Raw genomic sequence first — 19,468 nt, forward strand, 5'->3', positions numbered from 1 at the left:
ATGTCCATTCTCGATCGGCTCGGCGAACCGAGCACGCACGCCGGCATCGGCGTACTCGCAACGGCGGCGTCGACGGCCGCCATCCAGCTCGGTGCGAACCCGACGAAGGTCGGCGCAATCGCTGCCATCCTGCAGGCGCTGTTCGGCCTGTTCGCGGTGTTCGTGCCCGACAGCGCGTCGACGCCGCCGGCCGGCCCGACCGGCCAATAACGAGCGGGCCGCTCACGGCCGCACGGGGGAAGCACACGTGACCAACGAAACCCTGTTGCCGATGCTCGTCTCGGCGGTCTTGAATGCGGCCGTTACGTGGGGGGTGGTCAAAACGCAGCTCGCATGGCTGCGCCGCGACGTCGATTCGCTGCTGAAAATCCGAGACGCGCTTCTCGCGCAAGTCCTCAAACTGCAAGGAGAATGACCTATGTCGAAGCACCACAAGCGCCGTACGCCGGCGCGCGACAGCAAAGGCCGCTTCCGCCGCCGGAAGTGAAACGCCAGGCATGGAAGTGAAAAAGCCCCGGGAAACCGGGGCTTTTTGTTAGAACGCACCTCCCTGAGAGATGCACGATATGTCGACGAACTCATGGCCTCGACGCCGTATTCCTGATGGCGCTGACTGCGCGCGGCTTCCCTGGACTAGGGAATTGCCGGTCGCCTGCGTGCCTTCGATCGTCACGCCGTACATTCTGGGCGGAGGTGTGCCGGGAACACGCGGGAACAGCGTCGAGTTGTGCTCGAAGCCAAACACAGCGACGACGGGCAAGCCATTGAACGTGATCCCACGGCGCGGCGGATAGTAGGCGAGATCGGAGACCAGCGGGCGTCGATTCGCGGCCGCTTCCGCGCGCACGAACGAGATAGCCCCGTCGAAAACGTTGCAACTGAGTATCGGGTACGACAAATCCTCGGCGTGCGCGGAAAGGCACATGACGGCGAGCATGGCGGCAACTGCGGTTTTCAAGGTGGTCTCCTGTTGATCGCGCGCCATTATGCAACGATCCGTAGGTGCGGCCGCTCGCGCATTGGAGTCTCGAGACTTGACGGCTTCCAGGCATTGAAGGCGAAGCGCAGCCGGGTCGCGTCGCGCTCGACCGCACGTAATCGGAGAATCTCCGGTGCCCACCAGGGTACGCGTTGCCGGCCGGAAAGCCAGTCGTCGACGCTGCGCTCGCTGCGGCGCAGCTCGCGCGCGACGTCGGCGACCGTCCGGCCGTTCATGTAGTAGCGGAATTCGTCAGGCTTCCCGTATCGCAGGTTTGGGTATCGCATCGTTCTTTTTGTCCGAAAAAAAAGCCGGGGAATCCCGGCTTCGGCATGGTGTGACTGGGTCGTTACAGCTTCTTTAATCGGATAATTGGATCACTTTTGGGGTCTGATTCAGTTCCGCGATTTAAACGTCGATAATGATGATTATGTCAAATCATGTTTTTGGCGTCGCAGACGGCCCACTGACCCGTCCTCCAAGCAATTTCGCTCCCATTTCCAAAGTCATGTTCGTCCAATCACGATACCAAACCAGTACCGACCTCCTGGCCATCAGCGGATGTCGTCGATCGCTTTGCGAGCATCCGGGAAATGTTCCTTGGCCTGCTCAAGCGTAAGAAAATACGGCGCTCGCGCTTCCGCGACAATCTCCAGAAACTGCCCACAATGCTTGCACTGGTACAACTCCGCGTGCCTGGAAATATTGATACCCAGATATTCATAGTTGGAGCGCGTTCCACCAAAGCTGCGACACTTTTCGCACGTCATCGAAATCTCCTGAATGGACCGCATGCGGTCGATGCCTCACCATCGCCCGCCCTTAGCGCATCAGCATCGCAAAGAAGATTGCCGCGATGTACAGCGCAATGCCGTAGTACAGGTGCGCGATAACGCCCTGGCGACGTGCCGCCCAGGGATCCGGCGTGCGCGAGCACAGGACACCCATACCGAACGCAGGCACGACGATGAAGAACGGTACCGCGAGCGTGAGAAGACCTGCTGCGATCGCCGCTGCCCACGTCGGACGGGCAATCCAGTCCGTCCCGCCGCCGAGCAGGATCGGCAAGAAACCGAACGCAGCGCCCAATGCGTAATGGGCGATCCAGCCGATCGCCTTTTCGCCCGGAATCGGCGGCGACGCGAAAATCGGCTTGTGGAAGAATTGTCCGCGTGCCATGTGCCCGATCCAGCGTCCCACGACATCGAAGCCGTAATTCGGCACCTTGAATGCCTTTTCGAGAAACACGGCCCACACATCCGACAGCGCCGTGGCAATCAGACCGATAAAAACGCCTGCGATGATGATGTCACTCATGGTTTTTCTCTCTGCTTTCCAGATGCGAAGCGCGTCGACGCCACCCGCATCGAGTCGGGTTTTCCGCGTATCGGGACGAAGCGACCACCGAAAGATCCAGCGATGGCGGCACATGTTGCTCCGCCATCGCTGAAACGCCCTGCTCGCTGAAACCTACTGCGCGTTCAGAATCATGTTCAGCACGCGCCGCAGCGGTTCAGCCGCCCCCCCATAGCAATTGATCGCCCGTGGTCAACACGCTGTACAAATGGATAATCATCGGTATCGACGGCAAGCCAAAGCGGCGCTTGCGGCAAAAAGCCGCATACCATTTCGTCAATCGCGCGGCGGTCTTCCAGTGACAAAAAATCATGCGTCGCATCAACCGCACCTCGCCAGATTTCAACTGCGCGCGCACCGTCCTCGGGTCGAGAGGCCCTAATCTTAATCATTTGCATATTTTCAGGTATTGAATCATTCAAAACCCCACACTAAAGGAGGTTTCTAATCTCAGTTAATCCACACCCCAAACCGAAATCCAGTTCGAGTGGCAATCAATTGCATTGAAATCAGCGTCAGGTGCGGAAGTGTGAGCCACCCTGACCTGCCACCCGTGGCGGTGCCTTCCACCTGCCCGGACACGCCGACCGCAACGATGGACCGAGACCGGACGGTTCGAGACACGGCACCGCTCACCGCGACGAGCCGGCCGTCACCTGGGCCGATGAACGTCACCGCAGCCATTTGCCGTCACGTGACAGCATTCAAGCCCGCCCGCGCACGAGTTGCATCGCAACCTCCGCCACGCGTTGACCCAGATGGCGCGCCGTGGCCAGATCCGATTCCGGCGGCACGACATCGGCCGTCTGATCGACATTGGATTGCGCCCCGGCACCGAGCCAGAATCCCAGGCGATTCAAGTCCCGATCCGAGCCCGTGGTGGAGTTGTTCGCCGGCGGCAGCGCAAGGTTGACCCAGTGCATGCCGTGCTGGGCGGCAAACAGCGCGATCTGGATCAAGGTGGCAAGCTTGTCGCCGGCGTGAGCGCCTGAGTTCGTAAACCCCGCAGCGACCTTGTCTTGCCATGCGCCCTTGGCCAGGACGGCGTTCGAGGTCGCCTCTTGAAAGGTCTTGAATCCTGCGGACACGCTGGCCATATAGGTGGGCGAGCCGAAGATGATGCCGTCCGCCAATGCCAGGTCGTCCCAGCGCGACGGCGCCTCCTCGGTGGTCAGGAGCAGCGCTTCTGCGCCTTGAATACGTTCCACGCCGGCGCGCACCGCATCCGCCTGCCTGGCGGTGTGACCATACATGCTGTGATAGATGATTGCGATTCGGACAGTCGACATACCTGCTATTCCTTGAACGTGTGGCCGAAGCCGATGGCTTGCGCCAGGCAAGCATGACCCCTGGGGCCGGCCGTCCAGCAGGCCCCATCGGGAAGAAGAAAGCGTTGAGGTTCAGTCGCCGGAACTAGCCGATGAGCTGATCCAGTTTGTCCAGAAAGCGAGGCCAGGCCGCGCCGAGGCGCACGTAGCTGAGCGCGGTCGGAGACGGGAAGCCCGACTGCTCCATGTGCAGCACGGTGCCGCCCTCATGCGGCGTCAAGGTCCACGTGACGATCGTCTTCAGCCCGCTTGCGGATTCCGTTCCATCGCCCCAGCGATAGCTGAGCAGCCGTTCCGGCTCCACCGCGATGACCTGGCAATTCGTGATGCCCGACCACCCGGGCAACGGCGCCGCGCGCAGCGTAAAGCGGTGGCCGACCTCAGGCACGAAGTCGTTGGCCATCAGCCACTCCTCGATCAGCCACGATTGCGTGAGTGCGCGCCACACTTTTTCGGGCGGATGCCGAAGGTTTCGCTCCACGACCAGGCTGTGCGATTCTCGCGATGCAGTCATGTGTCCATCCTGTCCAGCAGGTCGGACAACGCATCGATTCGATCCCGCCAGAACACGCCATAGACGCCGAGCCAGTCGATCAAGGGTGCAAGCCCCTCCGAACGGGCTCGGTAATAGGTTTCCCGTCCTTCCGGGCGCCCTTCCACCAGCCCGGCCTGTCGCAAGACAGCCAGATGCTTGGACACGGCCGGCTGCGAGACGCCCGCATGTGCGGTCAGTCGTCCGACCGTCTGCTCGCCTTCATGGGAAAGCCGCTGAAAAATGGCCCTGCGGGTCGGTTCGCCCAACGCGGCAAACAGGTCGTTGGCAGTAGGTTTCAATTCATAGCTCAAAAGTTATGAATCTGAATAATAACCGTAGAGTTATGGATTTTCAACCCGGCAGCGTGTCATTTGCCCCGCGCGTCGATGCAGCGGGTTTCGACGCATCGACGTGCGCTTCGACGAACCGGATGCGATGGGCATTGCCGTGACTCATCCACGCCCGGCCATCCGCTGGCGGCGGTGCGTCACTCCCCTACTGTCTCTGTCTGTCGATCGTCGCGCCTCGTCACCGCCACCCGCCGGCCGCGCCGGCCAGCCGATGCCACGACCCGAAACGCCACCGGCGCAAACACGAGCCCGAACACCGTCGCCGCCAGCACGCCTCCGAACGCGCCAGTGCCGATCGAGCGCCGGCTTTCCGCGCCCGCGCCCGTCGCCAGCACGAGCGGCACGACCCCGAGCAGGAACGCCATCGACGTCATCACGATCGGCCGGAATCGCGCGGCGGCCGCGTCGACCACCGCCTGCCGCAACGGCACGCCGCGACCGGCCAGGTCGCGCGCGTACTGCACGATCAGGATCGCGTTCTTCGCCGCCAGCCCGACCACGGTGATCATCCCGACCTTGAAGTACACGTCGTTCGGCATGCCGCGCGCGAGCGCCGCCGCGATCGCGCCGATCATGCCGAGCGGCACGATCGTCAGCACCGACAGCGGAATCGTCCAGCTTTCGTACAGCGCGGCCAGCGCCATGAAGACCGCGAGCACCGACAGCCCGACGAGCAGCGGCGTCTGCCGCGCGGCGACCTGCTCCTCGCGCGCCGCATCGACCCAGTCGAAGCCGATCCCGGCCGGCAGCACAGCAGCAAGCCGCTCCATCTCCGCCATCGCCGCGCCCGAACTCGTGCCGGTCGCTGCTCGGCCGCTGATGTCGAGCGACGGATAGCCGTTGTACCGGTTCAGCATCACCGGTCCGATCGTCCAGTGCGGCGCGGCAATGGCAGACAGCGGCACCATGTCGCCGGTGCGGTTCGGTACGGTGAGCGCCATCAGTTGCGTATCGGTCGCGCGGGCGACCGGATCGGCCTCGATGATCACCCGCCGCATCCGGCCCGACGCCGGAAAGTCGTTGATGTAGTTCGAGCCGAACGTGCCGCCCAGCAGCCCCGCGATCCGCTCGAACGGTACGCCCAGCGCATAGGCCTTCGCGCGATCGACATCGAGCTCGATACGCGGCGCATCCGGCAGGTCTTCGAAATGCACGGCAGACAGCAACGGATCCGCCTTCGCGCGTTCGGCAAGCTGCTCGCGAGCCGCCTTCAACGCATCGAGCCCGACTCCGCCACGATCCTCGAGCCGGAACGTGAATCCGTCGGAATGCCCGATGCCGCGCACCGACGGCGGCAGCGCGGCCTCGACGTCGCCGTCGAGGATCGCGCCGAAGCGCGCGTTGAGCCGGTCGCGCAACGCCATCGCGTCGACGTCGCGCTGTGCCCAGTCCTTCAGCTCCACGAACGCCATCCCGACGTTCTGCCCGCTGCCCACGAAACTCCAGCCGATCACGCTCGTCACGTTCGCAATCGCCGGCTCCCCGTGCAGGATGGCCTCCACACGCTCGACGACAGCGAGCGTGCGCGCCTGCGTGGCGCCTGCCGGCAACTGGATCATCACTTGCAATTGCCCCTGGTCCTCGGTGGGCAGAAAGCCGCCCGGCATCATCCAGTACAGCAGCCCGCATCCGATCACGAGCACCGCATAGACCGCCACGACCATGCCGGTGCGGCGCACGGCAAACACGGCGACGCGGCGATAGCCGGATTCGGCGCGCGCGAAGGCCGCGCCGAACCGGTCGGCCAGACGCGCGCCGATGCCGCGTCGCCGCGCATGGCCGGTGCCGGTGCCGCCGTCGTGTCGCGCGACCGGCTTCAGCAGGTTCGCGCACAGCGCGGGCGTGAGCGACAGCGCCATGAACGACGACACCAGCATCGACGCGATCATCGCCACCGCGAATTGCCGGTAGATGCCGCCGACGCTGCCCGGGAAAAACGCCATCGGCACGAATACGGCGGTCAGCACCGCGGTCACGCCGACGATCGCCCCGCCGATCCGCTTCATGGCCCGGCGCGTGGCGTCGCGCGGCGACACGCCCTCCTCCATCACGCGGTGCACGCTCTCGACGACGACGATCGCATCGTCGACCAGGATGCCGATCGCCAGCACGAGGCCGAACATCGTGAACACGTTGATCGACAGCCCGAACGCCCACATCGCGACGAACGCGCCCATCAGCGTGACCGGAATCACGACGGTCGGCACCAGCGTGTAGCGCAGGTCGCGCAGGAACAGCCACATCACGCCGAACACCAGCACGACGGCCTCGACGAGCGTCAGCACGACTTCGTGGATCGCGATCTTGACGAAGTGCGCGCCGTCGAACGGAATCTCGACCGCGACGCCTGGCGGCAGCGTCCGCGACAGCTCGGCGAGCCGCGCGCGGATCGCATTCGACGTTTCGAGCGCGTTGCCGCGCGGGCCGAGCTGGATGCCGACGGTCGCCGCCGGCCGGCCGTTCAGCCGCGAATAGAACGAATAGTCGTCGCGGCCGATTTCGACGCGCGCGACGTCAGCGACGCGCACCGCCGAGCCGTCCTGCTTCGACTTCAGCACGATCCGGCCGAACTCCTCCGGCGACGCGAGCTGCCCCTTGACGACGATCGTCGCGGTGAGCTGCTGGCCGCGCACGAACGGCGCATCGCCAATCGCGCCGGCCGTGACCGTCGCGTTCTGCTCGCTGATCGCCGCGATCACGTCGTCGGCGCCGAGATCGTATTCGCGCAACTTGACCGGATCGAGCCAGACCCGCAGCGCCTCGTCGGCATCCCACAGCTCGGCCGCGCCGACACCCGGCGCGCGCTTCAGCTCGCGCAGCACGTAGCGGTTCAGGTAATCGCCGAGTTGCGCGGAATCGCGCGTGCCGTCGGTCGACGTCAGCGTGACGAGCATCAGGAACGTGTTCGCCGCCTTGAACACGCCGATTCCCTGCTGGACGACCTGCTGCGGCAACCGCGGCTCGACCTGCTTCAACCGGTTGTTGACGTCGACGAGCGCGATGTCCGGATCGGTACCGGGCGAAAACGTCACGTCGATCTCGAGGTTGCCGTGGCCGTCGCTGCTCGTCTCGTAGTACAGCAGCCCGTCCGCGCCGTCGAGGCTTTCCTCGATGATGCTGCCGACGTCGGCATCGACCGTCTCGGTCGACGCGCCCGGATAGGACGCGGTGATCACCACCCGCGGCGGCGCCAGGCGCGGATACTGCGCGATCGGCAGTTGCGGAATGGCCAGCACGCCCGCGACGACGATCGCGAGCGCGACGATCCACGCAAATACCGGGCGGTCGATGAAGAATGACGGCATCGGCAAGTGTCGGCGAACGCGCTACAGCGTGAGCTCGAACGAACGCGCGAGCAGCCCCGGCAGCTGCGCGCCTCCGGTGGCACGCTCGCCGTACGTGTCGTCGTTCGCCAGCAGCGCCGGTGCCGAGCCGAGCTGCTCGAGCTCCGACCCGAACAGCCGGTAGAAACTGTCGTCGAACCGCATCGCTTCGATCGGCGCGACAATGCGACCGCCTTCGACCCAGAACGTCGCGAACCGCGTCATCCCCGTCATCCGGCACGCGATCGGATCCGAGAAGTTCAGGTACCAGAGGTTGCCGACGTAGAGCCCCGTGTCGAGCGCGGCCAGCACGTCGGCATCGGCGAGCGTGCCGCCCGCGATCGTCAGCGACTGCGGCGATTCGCCGTTGTCCGCGCCGTTCGGCGCGCACCCTTGCTCGCGCGCGGTACGTGCACATACGAGCTGCCCGGCGCCCCGCCCTTCGACGACGAGCGGCACGCTGTCGCGCCGGTAGCCGTCCGCGTTGAACGCCGGCGCGATGCCCAGCGAGAAATCCTCGGTGATCGATACGCGCGGATCGAGCGCGACCTCACCGGCGTACAGACGATGCAGCGGGCTGCGGGCGCTCGCCAGCGCGCGCGCCGAGAAGCCGCTCCAGCCAAGCAGGCTCGTCATTTCGTGGACGGCGTCCGGCGCGAAATAGGTGCGGTAGCGCCCGGGCGCCAGCGCCTTCGGCGTGCGGCCGAGCACAGGCAGCCGCGCGGCGGCCGCGTCGACCTTGGCCGCGAACGCCGCATCGCGCCAGTCGTCGCCCGCATAAACGGTCTTGATCGCGCGGCCGCTCGGGTCGTACAGCGACCAGCTGAAGTTGAAATTCTCGACCTCGTACCAGCCACGGCTGCCAGTCGACGACGCGAAGCCGCGCGCCAGCGTGCCGCCCGCGTAAAAGCCGACGAAGTCGAGCCCGCGCGCGCATTCGGCCACGATTCGCGCGAGCCCGTCCGCATCCGGCAGGCGCCCGGTGCGGCGCGTTTCCTGCACCCACGACGACGTATCGAACAGCAGGTGCGGGTCGTCCTGCGCATCGCGCAGGCCGTCGCGCAGCACGGCAACTGCATCCGCCAGTTCGCGCAGGTCGGCCGCCGGATCGCCGCACACGGTCAGCGCCGAGTGCGCCTGCCGCGCCCCGTCGACGAGCCGCACGGACAACCGCCCCTGCGTGACGCGCCCGGTCTGGCGGATCCTGCCGCCATTGAAGCGGACGAAGTCGGAGGTTTCGCTGGAGAAGCCGAGCAGCACGGTTTCGGCCGGCGTCGTCAGCCGTTGTGCGTCGTCGGCGAGCCGGGAGAAATACGCATGCCAGTCGATTCCGGCCTGGCGTGCCATCGGATCGAATCCCGTCATCACGCCCCTCCGAATACGTCGACGCCGGCGAACACGCAGGCCGGTGCGGCGTGGCCGACACGGATGATCTGCGCGGGTTCGCCCTTCCCGCAATAAGGCGTGCCGTAGATGCCGAACGTGCTCGCATCGCCGACCGCGCGCAGGCTGCGCCAGAACTGGGCGGAGATGCCGCGGTAGTTCGGGCGCTTGACGACCTGCGTGAGCCGGCCGTTCTCGATCAGTTGCCCGAATTCGCAGCCGAACTGGAATTTGTTGCGGTGATCGTCGATCGACCAGGACGTGTTGGTGCGCATCAGGATCCCGTGCTCGGTGCCCGCGATCAGCGCATCGAGCGATTGGTCGCCGGGTTCGACGTTCAGGTTCGCCATCCGGTCGATCGGCGCGCGGTTCCAGCCCGACGCGCGCGAGTTGGCCACGCCCGGCAGGCCCGCGCGCTGCTGCGACAGCGCCCCGCCGAGCAGCCGTTCGAGCACGCCATTGCGAATCAGGTACTGCTTGCGCGCCGGCGTGCCGTCGTCGTCGAACGCATAGGACGCGGCTTCGGCCGTTGGCTCCGGATCGAACGTGACGTTCAGCAGCGGCGAGCCATATTGATAGTGGCCGACCATCTCCGGCCGGACGAAACTCGATCCGGCGAAGTTGCGCTCGTCGCCGAGAATCCGGTCGAGTTCGAGCGGATGGCCGATCGACTCGTGGATCTGCAGCATCATCTGGTCCGGCATCAGCAGCAGATCGCGCCGGCCGGTCGGGCAATTCGGCGCGGCGAGCAACTGCAGCGCCTCGTCGGCAACCCGAACGCCCGCGCCGTCGAAGCCGTAGCGTGCCAGCACGTCGATGCCGCCCTGCGCGAGCGTGCCCGACTGACCGAGCGACCGCGTCTGCGTGTCGCCGTCGCCGTGGGCAACGGCTTGCAGCTCGGGCATCAGGAAGCGGAAGCGCTGGTCGATCCGCACGCCGTCGCTCGTCACGTAACACTGCTCGGTGTGCACGATCATCACGCTCGCCGCGCGTTCGACGATGCGCGCGCCGAGGTTCGCCGCCGCGCATTCGTGCGCGAGACGCTCGATCCATTCCGCGCGCGAAGGCAGTGCCGCATCGACATCGGGCGACGCATACGTGCCGCTCGCCTGCGGGCGCGCGGCGTGACGATGATCGACCAGCGCCCACGGCGCACTGGCCCGCGCCCGCGCGGTCGCGATATCGAGCGCCGCCTGCAGCCCGGCCGGGGACAGGTCGGGCGTCGCCGCATAGCCCGCACCCGTGCCGGCCCAGGCCGTCAGCATCGCACCGCGCTCGCGCGTGCGAGAGAACGGTTGCGCGACGTCGTTGCGCACCGCATGTTCGTCGATCGTCTCGTCGACGATGCGCAGCGACCAGAAATCGGCGTCGCTGCGCAACGCCTGCGCCGCCTGCACGGCTCGGGCGCCCGGCGCCCGGTTCTCGTCAATCATCGGTTCTCTCTTGCCTCTCCTGCGGGCCGCGCTCCGGCGCCAGCATGGACGACGCGAGCAGCGCCCGCGTATACGGATGGGATGGCGCATGCAGCACGTCGAGCGTCTCGCCCGCCTCGACCACGCGCCCCGCCTTCATCACGATGACCCGGTGGGCCATCGCGCGCATCACCGCCAGATCGTGCGTGATGAACAGGTAGCTGAGTTTGTACTTCTTTTGCAGATTCGTCAGCAGATTCAGCACCTGCTTCTGGATCGACACGTCGAGCGCGCTCGTCGGCTCGTCGAGCACCAGCAGTTCCGGCTCCACCGCCAGCGCCCGCGCGATCGCGATCCGCTGACGCTGCCCGCCGGAAAATTCGTGCGGATAGCGCAGCATCGCCTCGGGCGGCAGGCCGACCTCCTGCAGCAGCGCGGCGATCCGCGCCCGCCGTGCATCGCCGGTCACCTGCGGCCGGTGCACGCCCAGCCCCTCGCCGACGATCTGCTCGACCGTCATGCGCGGTGACAGCGAGCCGAACGGATCCTGGAACACTACCTGCATGCGCCCGTACAGCGTGCGGCGGCCCTGGGTCGTGCGCAGCGACGCGAGCGGCATGCCGTCGATCTCGATCCCGCCCGACGCCGGCCGCTGCAAGCCGAGCACCGCCGACGCAAGCGTCGATTTCCCCGAACCCGACTCGCCGACGATCCCGAGCGTTTCGCCGCGCTTCAGGCTCAGCTGCACGTCGTGCACGGCGCGGAACGTCGTCTTGCCGAGCACCGAGCGCCAGCCCTTTGCCGCGATGCGATAGTCGACGGCGAGCTGCTGCACGTCGAGGATCGTCTGCCCACCGGCGGCGACCGGCTCGATCGCCCGTTGCGGCGCACTGTCGAGCAGCCGGCGCGTATACGGATGCTGCGGCGCCGCGAACAGCGCAGCCGTCGTGTTGGTCTCCACCAGCACGCCCTTCTCCATCACGGCCACGCGCTGCGCGAAGCGCCGCACGAGGTTCAGGTCGTGCGTGATCAGCAGCACGGCCATCCCGCGCGCGGCGGCCTCCTGCTCCTGCAGCTCGATCAGCAGGTCGACGATCTGCTGGCGCACCGTCACGTCGAGCGCCGTCGTCGGCTCGTCCGCGAGCAGCAGCCGCGGCCGGCACGCCAGCGCCATTGCGATCATCGCGCGTTGCCGCTGCCCGCCCGACAGCTGATGCGGAAAACTGTCGATGCGCCGCTCCGGCTCCGGAATCCCGGTGCGCCGCAGCAGCGCGATCCCGCGCTCGCGCGCGTCGCCCGGGCGCAGCCCCTCGTGCAGCCGCAGGCTCTCGGCGATCTGCTTGCCGATCGTGTACAGCGGATTGAGCGCCGTCATCGGCTCCTGGAACACCATCGCGATGTCGGCGCCGCGGATCCCGCGCATCTGCTGCTCGGTCTTCGCGAGCAGATCCTCGCCGTCGAACAGCATCCGCCCCGACAGCGTCGCCTGCTGCGCGAGCCGCAGGATCGACAGTGCGGTCACGCTCTTGCCCGACCCCGATTCGCCGACGAGCGCCACCCGCTCGCCGCGGCCGATCGCCAGGCTCAGGTCCTGTACGGCCGCATTCGCGCCGAAATGCGCGGAAAACCCGTCGATCTGCAGCAACGGTCTCGTCATCACCGCCCTCCACCGAATGCTGAACCGCGCGTACGCGTGTCGAGCGCGTTGCGCAGCGCATCGCCCATGAAGGTAAGCAGCAGCAGTGTCACCACCAGCGCCGCGAACGCCGCGATCGAGATCCACCACGCATCCAGGTTGTTCTTGCCCTCCTGCAGCAATTCGCCGAGGCTCGGCGTCGGCGGCGGCACGCCGAGGCCCAGGAAATCGAGGCTCGTCAGCGACAGGATCGCCGCGCTCATCCGGAACGGCAGGAACGTGATCACCGGCGTGAGGCTGTTCGGCAGCACGTGGCGCCACATGATCTGTGCGTTCGTCAGCCCCATCGTGCGTGCTGCCTTCACATAGTCGAGCCCGCGGTTGCGCAGGAATTCGGCGCGCACGTAATCGGACAGCACGAGCCAGCCGAACATCGACAGCAGGATGAACAGCAGCCACAGCGACGGCGTGAAGATCGACGCGAAGATGATCAGCAGGTACAGGTCGGGCAGCGCGCTCCAGATCTCGATCAGGCGCTGCCCGACCAGATCGGTGCGGCCGCCGTAGAAGCCTTGCAGCGCGCCAGTCAGCACGCCGACCAGCACGCCCGACACGGTCAGTGCGAACGCCATCAGCACCGACAGCCGGAATCCGTACAGCAGCCGCGCGAGCACGTCGCGGCCGAACTGGTCGGTGCCGAGCCAGTTGCTCGATGACGGCGGCGCCGGATACGGCCGCGACGCGAAATAGTCGATCGTGTCGTAGCGATAGCGGTTCGGCGGATAGATCGCTAAATTGCCATGCGATTCGAGCTTCGTGCGGATATACGGATCGAGATAGTTCGTCATCGCGGGAAAGTCGCCGCCGAACGCCGTCTCCGGATAGTCCTTCACGATCGGAAAGTAATAGTGCCCGTCGTAGCGCACGATCAGCGGCCGGTCGTTCGACAGCAGGTCCGCACCCAGGCTGAGCGCGAACAGCACCGTGAAGATCACGAGGCTCCAGTAGCCGAGCGGCTGCGCGCGAAAGCGCAGCCACGTGCGCCGCCACGGCGACGGCGAGGCCGCGCACGCGGCGCACACCTGGTCAGTGGTCCAGGCGGTTGAACTGGATACGGGGGTCGACGAGGACATAGCAGATATCCGCGATGAGTTTGGTCAGCAGGCCAATCAGCGTGAACAGGAACAGCGAACCGAGCACGACCGGATAGTCGCGGCGGATCACCGAGTCGTACGACAGTTGCCCCATGCCGTCGAGCGAGAACAGCGTCTCGATCAGCAGGTTGCCGTTCAGGAACGCGCCGACGAACGCGGCCGGCAGCCCGGTGAGCAACGGGATCGCCGCGTTGCGCAGCACGTGCTTCCACAGCACGTCGCGCTCCGGCGCGCCCTTCGCGCGTGCGGTCAGCACGTACTGCCGGCCGATTTCCTCGAGGAACGTGTTCTTGGTCAGGATCGTGACGATCGCGAAGTTGCCGATGACCGACGCCGTCACCGGCATCACGATGTGCCACAGATAGTCGAGCGCCTTGCCGATCAGCGTCAGGTCGTCGAAGTTGTCGGACGTGAGCCCGCGCATCGGGAACACCTGCCAGAACGTGCCGCCGCCGAACAGCATCAGCAGCAGCACGCCGAGCACGAAGCCCGGCACCGCGTAGCCGGCCAGCACCAGCACGCTCGTCACGGTGTCGAACCGTGACCCGTTGCGCACCGCCTTCGCGATGCCGAGCGGCACCGACACCAGGTAGGTGAGGATCACCGTCCACATCCCGAGCGTGATCGACACCGGCAGCTTCGAGCGGATCACCGCCCACACGCTGCGGTGCGCGAAATAGGACTGGCCGAGGTCGAACGTCGCGTAGTGCTTCAGCATCAGCACGTAGCGTTCGAGCGGCGGCTTGTCGAAGCCGAACTGCTTGCGGATCTGCTCGATCTGCTGCGGGTCCACGCCCTGGCTGCCGTGGTAGCCGCCGCCTCCGCCGCCCGCCTCCCCGCCGCGTGCGCTGCCGTGGCGCAACTGCGCGAGCACCTGTTCGACCGGGCCGCCCGGCACGAACTGCGTGACCGCGAACGTGATCGTCACCACCCCGATCAGCGTCGGGATCATCAGCAGCAAACGCCTGAGTATGTATGCCAGCATCGTCGTTCTCCCGTCAGGCCGCCGGCGCGGGTGTCGCCGCCGGCTGCTTCACGTACCAGTAGTCGATGATCCAGTCCTCGTACTGATAGGAATCCGGCACGATCGCCGGGTGGCCGAGCGTCGCCTTGTATGCGATCCGCGCATTCGGCAGGTAGTACTGCGGGATCAGCGCGTACAGGTTGATCAGCACGCGGTCGAGCGCGTGCGTCGCCGTCTCGAGATCGTCGAGCGTGTCGGCCGCAAGCGCCGCGCGGATCAGCGCATCGACGGCCTTCGACTTCACGCCCGGATAGTTCTCGGAGCCCGGCTGCGATGCGGCCGCGCTGCCGAAGCGGCGCGTCAGCTCCGCCCCCGGGATCGTCACGGGCAGGTAGATGTACGTCGTCATGTCGTACTCGAAATTATCGAGACGCTTCAGGTAGACCGCGCTGTCGATCTCGCGCAGATACGCGTGGATGCCGAGCATCGCGAGCGCCTGTGTGTACGGCAGGATCAGGCGGTCCATGCCGGGCTGGTCGTCGATGATCTCGATCGTCATCGGCGTGCCGTTCGCGTCGCGCAGCGCGCCGTCGCGGTAATGCCAGCCGGCCTGCGCGAGCAGGTCGCGCGCTTCCTTCAGGTTCGCGCGCAACGAGTTGGGCGGCAGCGTCGACGGCTGCTGGACCATCGGGCCGAACACCTCCGGCGGCAACGTCGAACGGAACGGTTCGAGCAGCGCAAGCTCCTTCTCGCTCGGCATGCCGGATGCCGCGAACGGGCTCGCCTCCCAGAAACTGTTGGTCCGGCGGTATTGCCCGTAGAACATCATCCGGCTCATCCAGTCGAAGTCGAACGCCAGCGCGAACGCATGCCGCACCCGCACGTCCTGGAACATCGGCTTGCGCATGTTGATCAGGAAACCCTGCATCTGCGCGGGGCCGTCGGGAAACTCGCCGCGCTTCAGCATGCCGTTGCGGAAATTCTTGCCGACGTACTTGCGCGCCCACTGCGTCGCGCTGTATTCCATGCGCGCGTCGATGTCGCCGGCCTTGAACGCTTCGAGCGCCGTGTACTGGTCCAGGTACAGCTTGAACGACACGTGCGCGAAGCGGAACATGCCGCGTCGCGACGGCAGGTTCGCCGCCCAGTAGTGCGGGTCGCGCACGTAACTGATCTGCTTGTCGTTCTTGCGCTGGTCGATCAGGTACGGGCCGCTCGCGATCGGCGGCACGTTCGCGATCTGGTCGAACGGCGGACGCGTGCCGTCCGCGCGCTGCCCCCATTTCGGCGAGAACACCGGCAGGTCGCCCGCGATCAGCGCAGCGTCGCGCTCCGCGTGCTTGAACTCGAAGCGCACCGTGTGACCGTCGACGACCACCGCGCGCTTGATGATCGAAAACTGTGCGTTGTACAGCGGCGAGGCCTGCGGGCTCGTCAGCGTATCGAACGAATACCTGACGTCGGTCGCGGTGATCGGGTCGCCGTTCGAGAAGCGTGCGGCCGGGTTGAGGTGGAACGTCGACGACAGCCCGTCCGGCGCGACGTCGACGTCGTCGGCGATCAGCGCGTATTCCGAAGCGAGCTCGTCCCAGCTGCGCTGCATCAGCGTGTCGAACATCAGGTTCTTGATGTCCGGCGCGGGCGCGCCGCGCACGAGGAACGGGTTCAGCGAGTCGTAGCTTTGCGCTTCGTCGTAGTTTTCGAACTGGAGCGTGCCGCTGTCGGGCGCATCGGCATTCGCGTAGTCGAAATGCGTGAAGCCCGGCGGATACTTCGGATGATCGTATTGCGAGATCGCCTGCACCGCGAGCGCAGCCTGCGGCATGACGCCGCCCGACACGAGCCACGCGGCGCACACGAGCAGCGCGGCGCGCATCCACGTAAGCGTGCGCTTCAGGTGCGCGTGGCGCGGTACGCATGCCCGTCGCCATTTCAACTGTCTCATGGTCAGTCTGTCCGGAAGCGTGCGGGCGTGATGCCTGCGCGCGGTCGATGCCTGTGCCGGACGCCGCATGCCGGCTGCGTCCCGCGGATGGTTCGTGTTGGTCACGATCGGATGAGCTGCGCCGCCGCGCGTCCCGCTTGCGGGCCGTCGTGGCGCCAGGCGAAAAAAGGCCGCTCCGAAAAGGGGGTAGTGGACGTGGAGCGGCCGGTCTAAAGCCTGTCAGTGCATCGCGATCGCCATCAGAACTTGTACGTCGCGCCGATCTGCGCAAACCGGCCGATGTACGAATACACCGACGTGTCGTACCCGCTCTGATCCAGCGTGCCGTTCGCGAAGATCGGGTCGTACGGCGGCGTGCGGTTGAAGAGGTTGTTGATGCCGCCGTAGATCGTCCAGTTCTTGAAGCCCGTGTACGACATCATCAGGTTGAACTGGCTGTACGAACCGACCTTCGACGGCGCGGGTGCCGGCAGCAGGTTCTGCGCGTACGGGCCGGTGAACTGCCACGTCAGCGCCGCATCGAACTTCCGGTAGTTCCAGTCCAGCGTCGTGTTGCCGCGCCAGCGCGGGAAGCTGCCGCCGAACGGCTGCGTGATCGTGAAGTTGTTGCCCGCGCCGTTGACCGGCGTACCGCCCGGGAAGCCGATCTTGTAGCTGTTGATGTACGCCCAGTCGCCCGACAGCGTGAGCGTGCCCCAGCCCTTGAGCGGCAGGCCCTGGCGGAACGTGCCTTCGAAGCCGTTCGTGTCGAGATAGCCGAGGTTCTGGTACGGGATCACCTTGTACAGCAGCTGGCCCGTCGTCGGGTCGGTCGCGATCTGCGACGGTGCGCCCTGGCCGATCACGTTGTCGATGCGGATCTTGTACCAGTCGAAGCCGAGATCCGTGTAGCGGCTCGGCGACACCTGGAAACCGATGTTGAAGTTGCGCGTGCGTTCCGGCGCGAGGTTCGGGTTGCCGACGGTGATCGACGTGTAGTTCTGGCCGGTGGCCGGATCGACCTGGATGCCGAGCGTCTGCGACTTGCTGTCCTCGACGAAGGTCGGCGCGCGGAAGCCGCGGTTGTACGACGTATACAGCGTGAGCGCCTTGATCGGCTGGTAGCGCAACGCGAAGCGCGGCGAGAAGGCACCGCCCACGTCCGTGTAGTGGTCGTAGCGGCCCGCCTGGCTGAACGTCAGGTTCTCGAGGATCGGCACGTTGATCTGGTAATAGACGGCTGCGACGTTGCGCTGGCCATCCACCGTCTCGAGATCCGGCGTGATGACGGCCCCGCTCATGTATTCGGCGCCCGGCGTCAGCATTTCGCTCTGGTGCGTGAACTGCGCACCGAAGCCGATGCCGACGTCGCCCGTCGGCAGATGGAACAGGTTCGGCGTCGATACCGTCGCGTCGATCGTGTCGAGCTTCGAGATGCCGAGGTTGTTCGCATCCTGATAGAGCCCGTTGAACGCGTTCGGCGTTGCCGCCGGATTCGCGAAGTTCAACGTCCCGTTCTGGTAGATGTTGTTCAGCGCATTGACGTTCAGCTGGTTCGTGAACACGTTCGACACCGTGCTCTGCGAGTGACTGACCGACGTCGCCCAGTCCCAGTCGCCGTACGGCAGCGTAAACGACCCCTTGATACCCACGGCCGCACGCCAGTAGTTGGCCCAGGTCTTCTGCGCGACCGTGTTCGGAAACGCATAGGTAAGCGGCGTGGCCGCGCCTGTCGTGTTGTACGGGTTGCTGACCGGCACCGTGAAGTTGAACGGCGACAGCAGCTTCGTCTGCGGATTCCAGACGAGCGCCGGGTTCTGCGAATTGCCGATCACGTTGTTCCACAGGCCGTCGTTGGTCGTGGTCGTGTTGTAGCTCTCGAGGAAATCCGCGAACGCGGTCGTCTTGTCGTCGATCTTGAAGTCCCCGTGGAGCTTCGCGTTCAGGCGCTCGGTCATCGGCAGGATCGACGTGCTTTCGGCCGTGTTGTACGCGCAGACCGTGCCCGGCGACCCGGCCGACAACGAATTCGACACGGCCGGACGCACCGAGCCGCCGAACGGGCAGCCTCCGCTCAGCGCCTGCGCGACGCCGCCGGGCATGTTCCAGTACGACGGCGCGAGCAGCGAGAAGCCGCCCGGCTTGCCCGTGAAGTCCTGGTTGCGCGTCGAATCGCGGTCGGCAAGCGTGAAGCCGTTCGACTTGTAGTAGCTGACTGCCGCCGTCACGTTGAAGCGGTCGGCGTTCAGGTCGCCGAAGCCGCCGAGCACGCCGAACTTCACCGTGCCGTCGCCGTTACCGGCGTTGATCGCACTGCCGAGGCTGCCGTCGAGCTGCAGGCCGCGGAAATTGTGTTTCGTGATGATGTTGACGACACCGCCGATCGCGTCCGAACCGTATTGCGACACCGCGCCCGTCTTCACGATTTCGATCCGCTCGATATCGTTGAGCGGAATCGTGTTGAGGTCGAAGAACGAGTCGACGCTGTTCGAAAAGAATGCGTACGGTGCGACGCGCTGGCCGTCGACCATCACGAGCGTGTACTTCTCGGACAGGCCACGTAACGCGATGCCCGCCGCGCCGGCCGCGAAGTTGCCCGATTGCCCTTCGCCCCAGCTGTTCGCCGAGTTGGCCGCCGCGTCGCGCAGGAAGTCGGTGACGGTCACCGCGCCGCTGGCCTGGATTTCCTTCGGCGTGATCGTCTGCACCTGCTGGAAACCGGTCTTGTCGGCCTGCCGGATCAGCGAACCCGTCACTTCGAATCGCTTGATCTGCGCGACCTTGCCCTGCCCGTTCGCACCGGGTGCGGCGGGCGTCGCCTCGGCGGCCGCGCCTGCCGCGCCTGCTGTCGCATCGGGCGCCGCGGTGCCCGTGGCAGCGGCGGCACCCGGCGTACCGCCCGCCTGTGCAACGGTCACGGGCGCGCCGTTCGCGACCGCATCCGCGATCGCGACGGCGCCCGGCGCCGGCTGGCTCTGGGCGAACGCCGGCGGCGCCAGTGCGGCCGTCAGCGCCAGCTCCGCCCAGACTATCCTCTTGATGGCCAACGCCAAAACTCTCTGCTTCATCTCGTTCCCTCTCGCTCGTAGTAAGACCCCACCTGCTGTGCGCCGGAACCTTGTGA

17 protein-coding genes and 1 pseudogene are annotated in these 19,468 nt (G+C 66.0%); 2 read left to right on the forward strand and 16 right to left on the reverse strand.

Annotated elements, in window-relative coordinates:
• Positions 1–210: a hypothetical protein gene (locus BDO18943_RS02150; RefSeq protein ID WP_175021044.1), complete on the forward strand. Its 210-nt coding sequence runs from the start codon at positions 1–3 to the stop codon at positions 208–210.
• Positions 211–247: 37 nt separating this feature from the next.
• Complete coding sequence (locus BDO18943_RS02155) at positions 248–415, forward strand: hypothetical protein (RefSeq protein WP_175021045.1); 168 nt, start codon at positions 248–250, stop codon at positions 413–415.
• Positions 416–535: 120 nt separating this feature from the next.
• Here BDO18943_RS02155 and BDO18943_RS02160 read toward each other — a convergent pair whose 3' ends face one another.
• The 16 genes and pseudogenes from BDO18943_RS02160 to BDO18943_RS02235 form a co-directional block, all read right to left on the reverse strand.
• Entirely contained in the window at positions 536–958 is a 423-nt protein-coding gene (locus BDO18943_RS02160; protein WP_175021046.1) for a hypothetical protein, read from the reverse strand.
• A gap of 26 nt (positions 959–984) precedes the next feature.
• Complete coding sequence (locus BDO18943_RS02165; RefSeq protein ID WP_175021047.1) at positions 985–1,266, reverse strand: hypothetical protein; 282 nt, start codon at positions 1,264–1,266, stop codon at positions 985–987.
• Between the two features lie 267 nt (positions 1,267–1,533).
• On the reverse strand, positions 1,534–1,749 hold the full coding sequence (locus BDO18943_RS02170) for a hypothetical protein (RefSeq protein WP_175021048.1): 216 nt from the start codon (positions 1,747–1,749) through the stop codon (positions 1,534–1,536).
• 52 nt (positions 1,750–1,801) lie between these two features.
• Positions 1,802–2,410 (reverse strand): DUF2938 family protein, encoded by a 609-nt coding sequence (locus BDO18943_RS02175; protein ID WP_235995754.1) that lies wholly within the window; start codon positions 2,408–2,410, stop codon positions 1,802–1,804.
• Between the two features lie 134 nt (positions 2,411–2,544).
• Positions 2,545–2,727, reverse strand: a pseudogene (locus BDO18943_RS02180) (acetyltransferase); the annotation flags it as partial.
• 312 nt (positions 2,728–3,039) lie between these two features.
• Positions 3,040–3,624 (reverse strand): flavodoxin family protein, encoded by a 585-nt coding sequence (locus BDO18943_RS02185; protein ID WP_175021049.1) that lies wholly within the window; start codon positions 3,622–3,624, stop codon positions 3,040–3,042.
• Positions 3,625–3,748: 124 nt separating this feature from the next.
• Positions 3,749–4,177 carry an SRPBCC family protein gene (locus BDO18943_RS02190; RefSeq protein ID WP_043182959.1) on the reverse strand — a complete coding sequence of 143 codons (429 nt, stop codon included), beginning with the start codon at positions 4,175–4,177 and terminating at the stop codon, positions 3,749–3,751.
• The gene (locus BDO18943_RS02195) at positions 4,174–4,509 is read right to left on the reverse strand and encodes an ArsR/SmtB family transcription factor (RefSeq protein WP_235995755.1); all 336 of its coding nucleotides are present in this window, start codon (positions 4,507–4,509) and stop codon (positions 4,174–4,176) included. The genes BDO18943_RS02190 and BDO18943_RS02195 overlap by 4 nt, the downstream gene beginning before the upstream one ends.
• A 176-nt stretch (positions 4,510–4,685) precedes the next feature.
• On the reverse strand, positions 4,686–7,853 hold the full coding sequence (locus BDO18943_RS02200; RefSeq protein ID WP_175021050.1) for a multidrug efflux RND transporter permease subunit: 3,168 nt from the start codon (positions 7,851–7,853) through the stop codon (positions 4,686–4,688).
• A 21-nt stretch (positions 7,854–7,874) separates the two neighbouring features.
• Positions 7,875–9,236 carry a TldD/PmbA family protein gene (locus BDO18943_RS02205; protein WP_175021051.1) on the reverse strand — a complete coding sequence of 454 codons (1,362 nt, stop codon included), beginning with the start codon at positions 9,234–9,236 and terminating at the stop codon, positions 7,875–7,877.
• Positions 9,236–10,687 carry a TldD/PmbA family protein gene (locus tag BDO18943_RS02210; protein ID WP_089450545.1) on the reverse strand — a complete coding sequence of 484 codons (1,452 nt, stop codon included), beginning with the start codon at positions 10,685–10,687 and terminating at the stop codon, positions 9,236–9,238. Before BDO18943_RS02210 ends, BDO18943_RS02205 begins: the two co-directional genes overlap by 1 nt.
• Positions 10,680–12,323 (reverse strand): ABC transporter ATP-binding protein, encoded by a 1,644-nt coding sequence (locus tag BDO18943_RS02215; protein ID WP_175021052.1) that lies wholly within the window; start codon positions 12,321–12,323, stop codon positions 10,680–10,682. The genes BDO18943_RS02210 and BDO18943_RS02215 overlap by 8 nt, the downstream gene beginning before the upstream one ends.
• Positions 12,323–13,435 (reverse strand): ABC transporter permease, encoded by a 1,113-nt coding sequence (locus tag BDO18943_RS02220; protein ID WP_175021053.1) that lies wholly within the window; start codon positions 13,433–13,435, stop codon positions 12,323–12,325. The genes BDO18943_RS02215 and BDO18943_RS02220 overlap by 1 nt, the downstream gene beginning before the upstream one ends.
• Positions 13,389–14,441, reverse strand: a complete 1,053-nt coding sequence (locus BDO18943_RS02225) for a microcin C ABC transporter permease YejB (RefSeq protein WP_089450548.1) — start codon at positions 14,439–14,441, stop codon at positions 13,389–13,391. Before BDO18943_RS02225 ends, BDO18943_RS02220 begins: the two co-directional genes overlap by 47 nt.
• 13 nt (positions 14,442–14,454) lie before the next feature.
• Positions 14,455–16,365, reverse strand: coding sequence for an extracellular solute-binding protein (locus tag BDO18943_RS02230; RefSeq protein ID WP_175021054.1), 1,911 nt, complete (start codon positions 16,363–16,365; stop codon positions 14,455–14,457).
• Between the two features lie 239 nt (positions 16,366–16,604).
• Positions 16,605–19,412: a TonB-dependent receptor gene (locus BDO18943_RS02235; RefSeq protein ID WP_175021055.1), complete on the reverse strand. Its 2,808-nt coding sequence runs from the start codon at positions 19,410–19,412 to the stop codon at positions 16,605–16,607.
• Between the last annotated feature and the right edge of the window lie 56 nt (positions 19,413–19,468).

Origin of the sequence: Burkholderia aenigmatica, assembly GCF_902499175.1 — a bacterium.
Taxonomy (GTDB): domain Bacteria; phylum Pseudomonadota; class Gammaproteobacteria; order Burkholderiales; family Burkholderiaceae; genus Burkholderia; species Burkholderia aenigmatica.

Excerpts from the sequence above, each read along its gene's own strand:
- BDO18943_RS02150 (WP_175021044.1), top strand. The coding sequence starts at position 1 with ATGTCCATTCTCGATCGGCTCGGCGAACCGAGCACGCACGCCGGCATC.
- BDO18943_RS02165 (WP_175021047.1), bottom strand. The coding sequence starts at position 1,266 with ATGCGATACCCAAACCTGCGATACGGGAAGCCTGACGAATTCCGCTAC.
- BDO18943_RS02170 (WP_175021048.1), bottom strand. The coding sequence starts at position 1,749 with ATGACGTGCGAAAAGTGTCGCAGCTTTGGTGGAACGCGCTCCAACTAT.
- BDO18943_RS02175 (WP_235995754.1), bottom strand. The coding sequence starts at position 2,410 with ATGTGCCGCCATCGCTGGATCTTTCGGTGGTCGCTTCGTCCCGATACG.
- BDO18943_RS02185 (WP_175021049.1), bottom strand. The coding sequence starts at position 3,624 with ATGTCGACTGTCCGAATCGCAATCATCTATCACAGCATGTATGGTCAC.
- BDO18943_RS02190 (WP_043182959.1), bottom strand. The coding sequence starts at position 4,177 with ATGACTGCATCGCGAGAATCGCACAGCCTGGTCGTGGAGCGAAACCTT.
- BDO18943_RS02200 (WP_175021050.1), bottom strand. The coding sequence starts at position 7,853 with ATGCCGTCATTCTTCATCGACCGCCCGGTATTTGCGTGGATCGTCGCG.
- BDO18943_RS02205 (WP_175021051.1), bottom strand. The coding sequence starts at position 9,236 with ATGACGGGATTCGATCCGATGGCACGCCAGGCCGGAATCGACTGGCAT.
- BDO18943_RS02210 (WP_089450545.1), bottom strand. The coding sequence starts at position 10,687 with ATGATTGACGAGAACCGGGCGCCGGGCGCCCGAGCCGTGCAGGCGGCG.
- BDO18943_RS02215 (WP_175021052.1), bottom strand. The coding sequence starts at position 12,323 with ATGACGAGACCGTTGCTGCAGATCGACGGGTTTTCCGCGCATTTCGGC.
- BDO18943_RS02220 (WP_175021053.1), bottom strand. The coding sequence starts at position 13,435 with ATGTCCTCGTCGACCCCCGTATCCAGTTCAACCGCCTGGACCACTGAC.
- BDO18943_RS02225 (WP_089450548.1), bottom strand. The coding sequence starts at position 14,441 with ATGCTGGCATACATACTCAGGCGTTTGCTGCTGATGATCCCGACGCTG.
- BDO18943_RS02230 (WP_175021054.1), bottom strand. The coding sequence starts at position 16,365 with ATGAGACAGTTGAAATGGCGACGGGCATGCGTACCGCGCCACGCGCAC.
- BDO18943_RS02235 (WP_175021055.1), bottom strand. The coding sequence starts at position 19,412 with ATGAAGCAGAGAGTTTTGGCGTTGGCCATCAAGAGGATAGTCTGGGCG.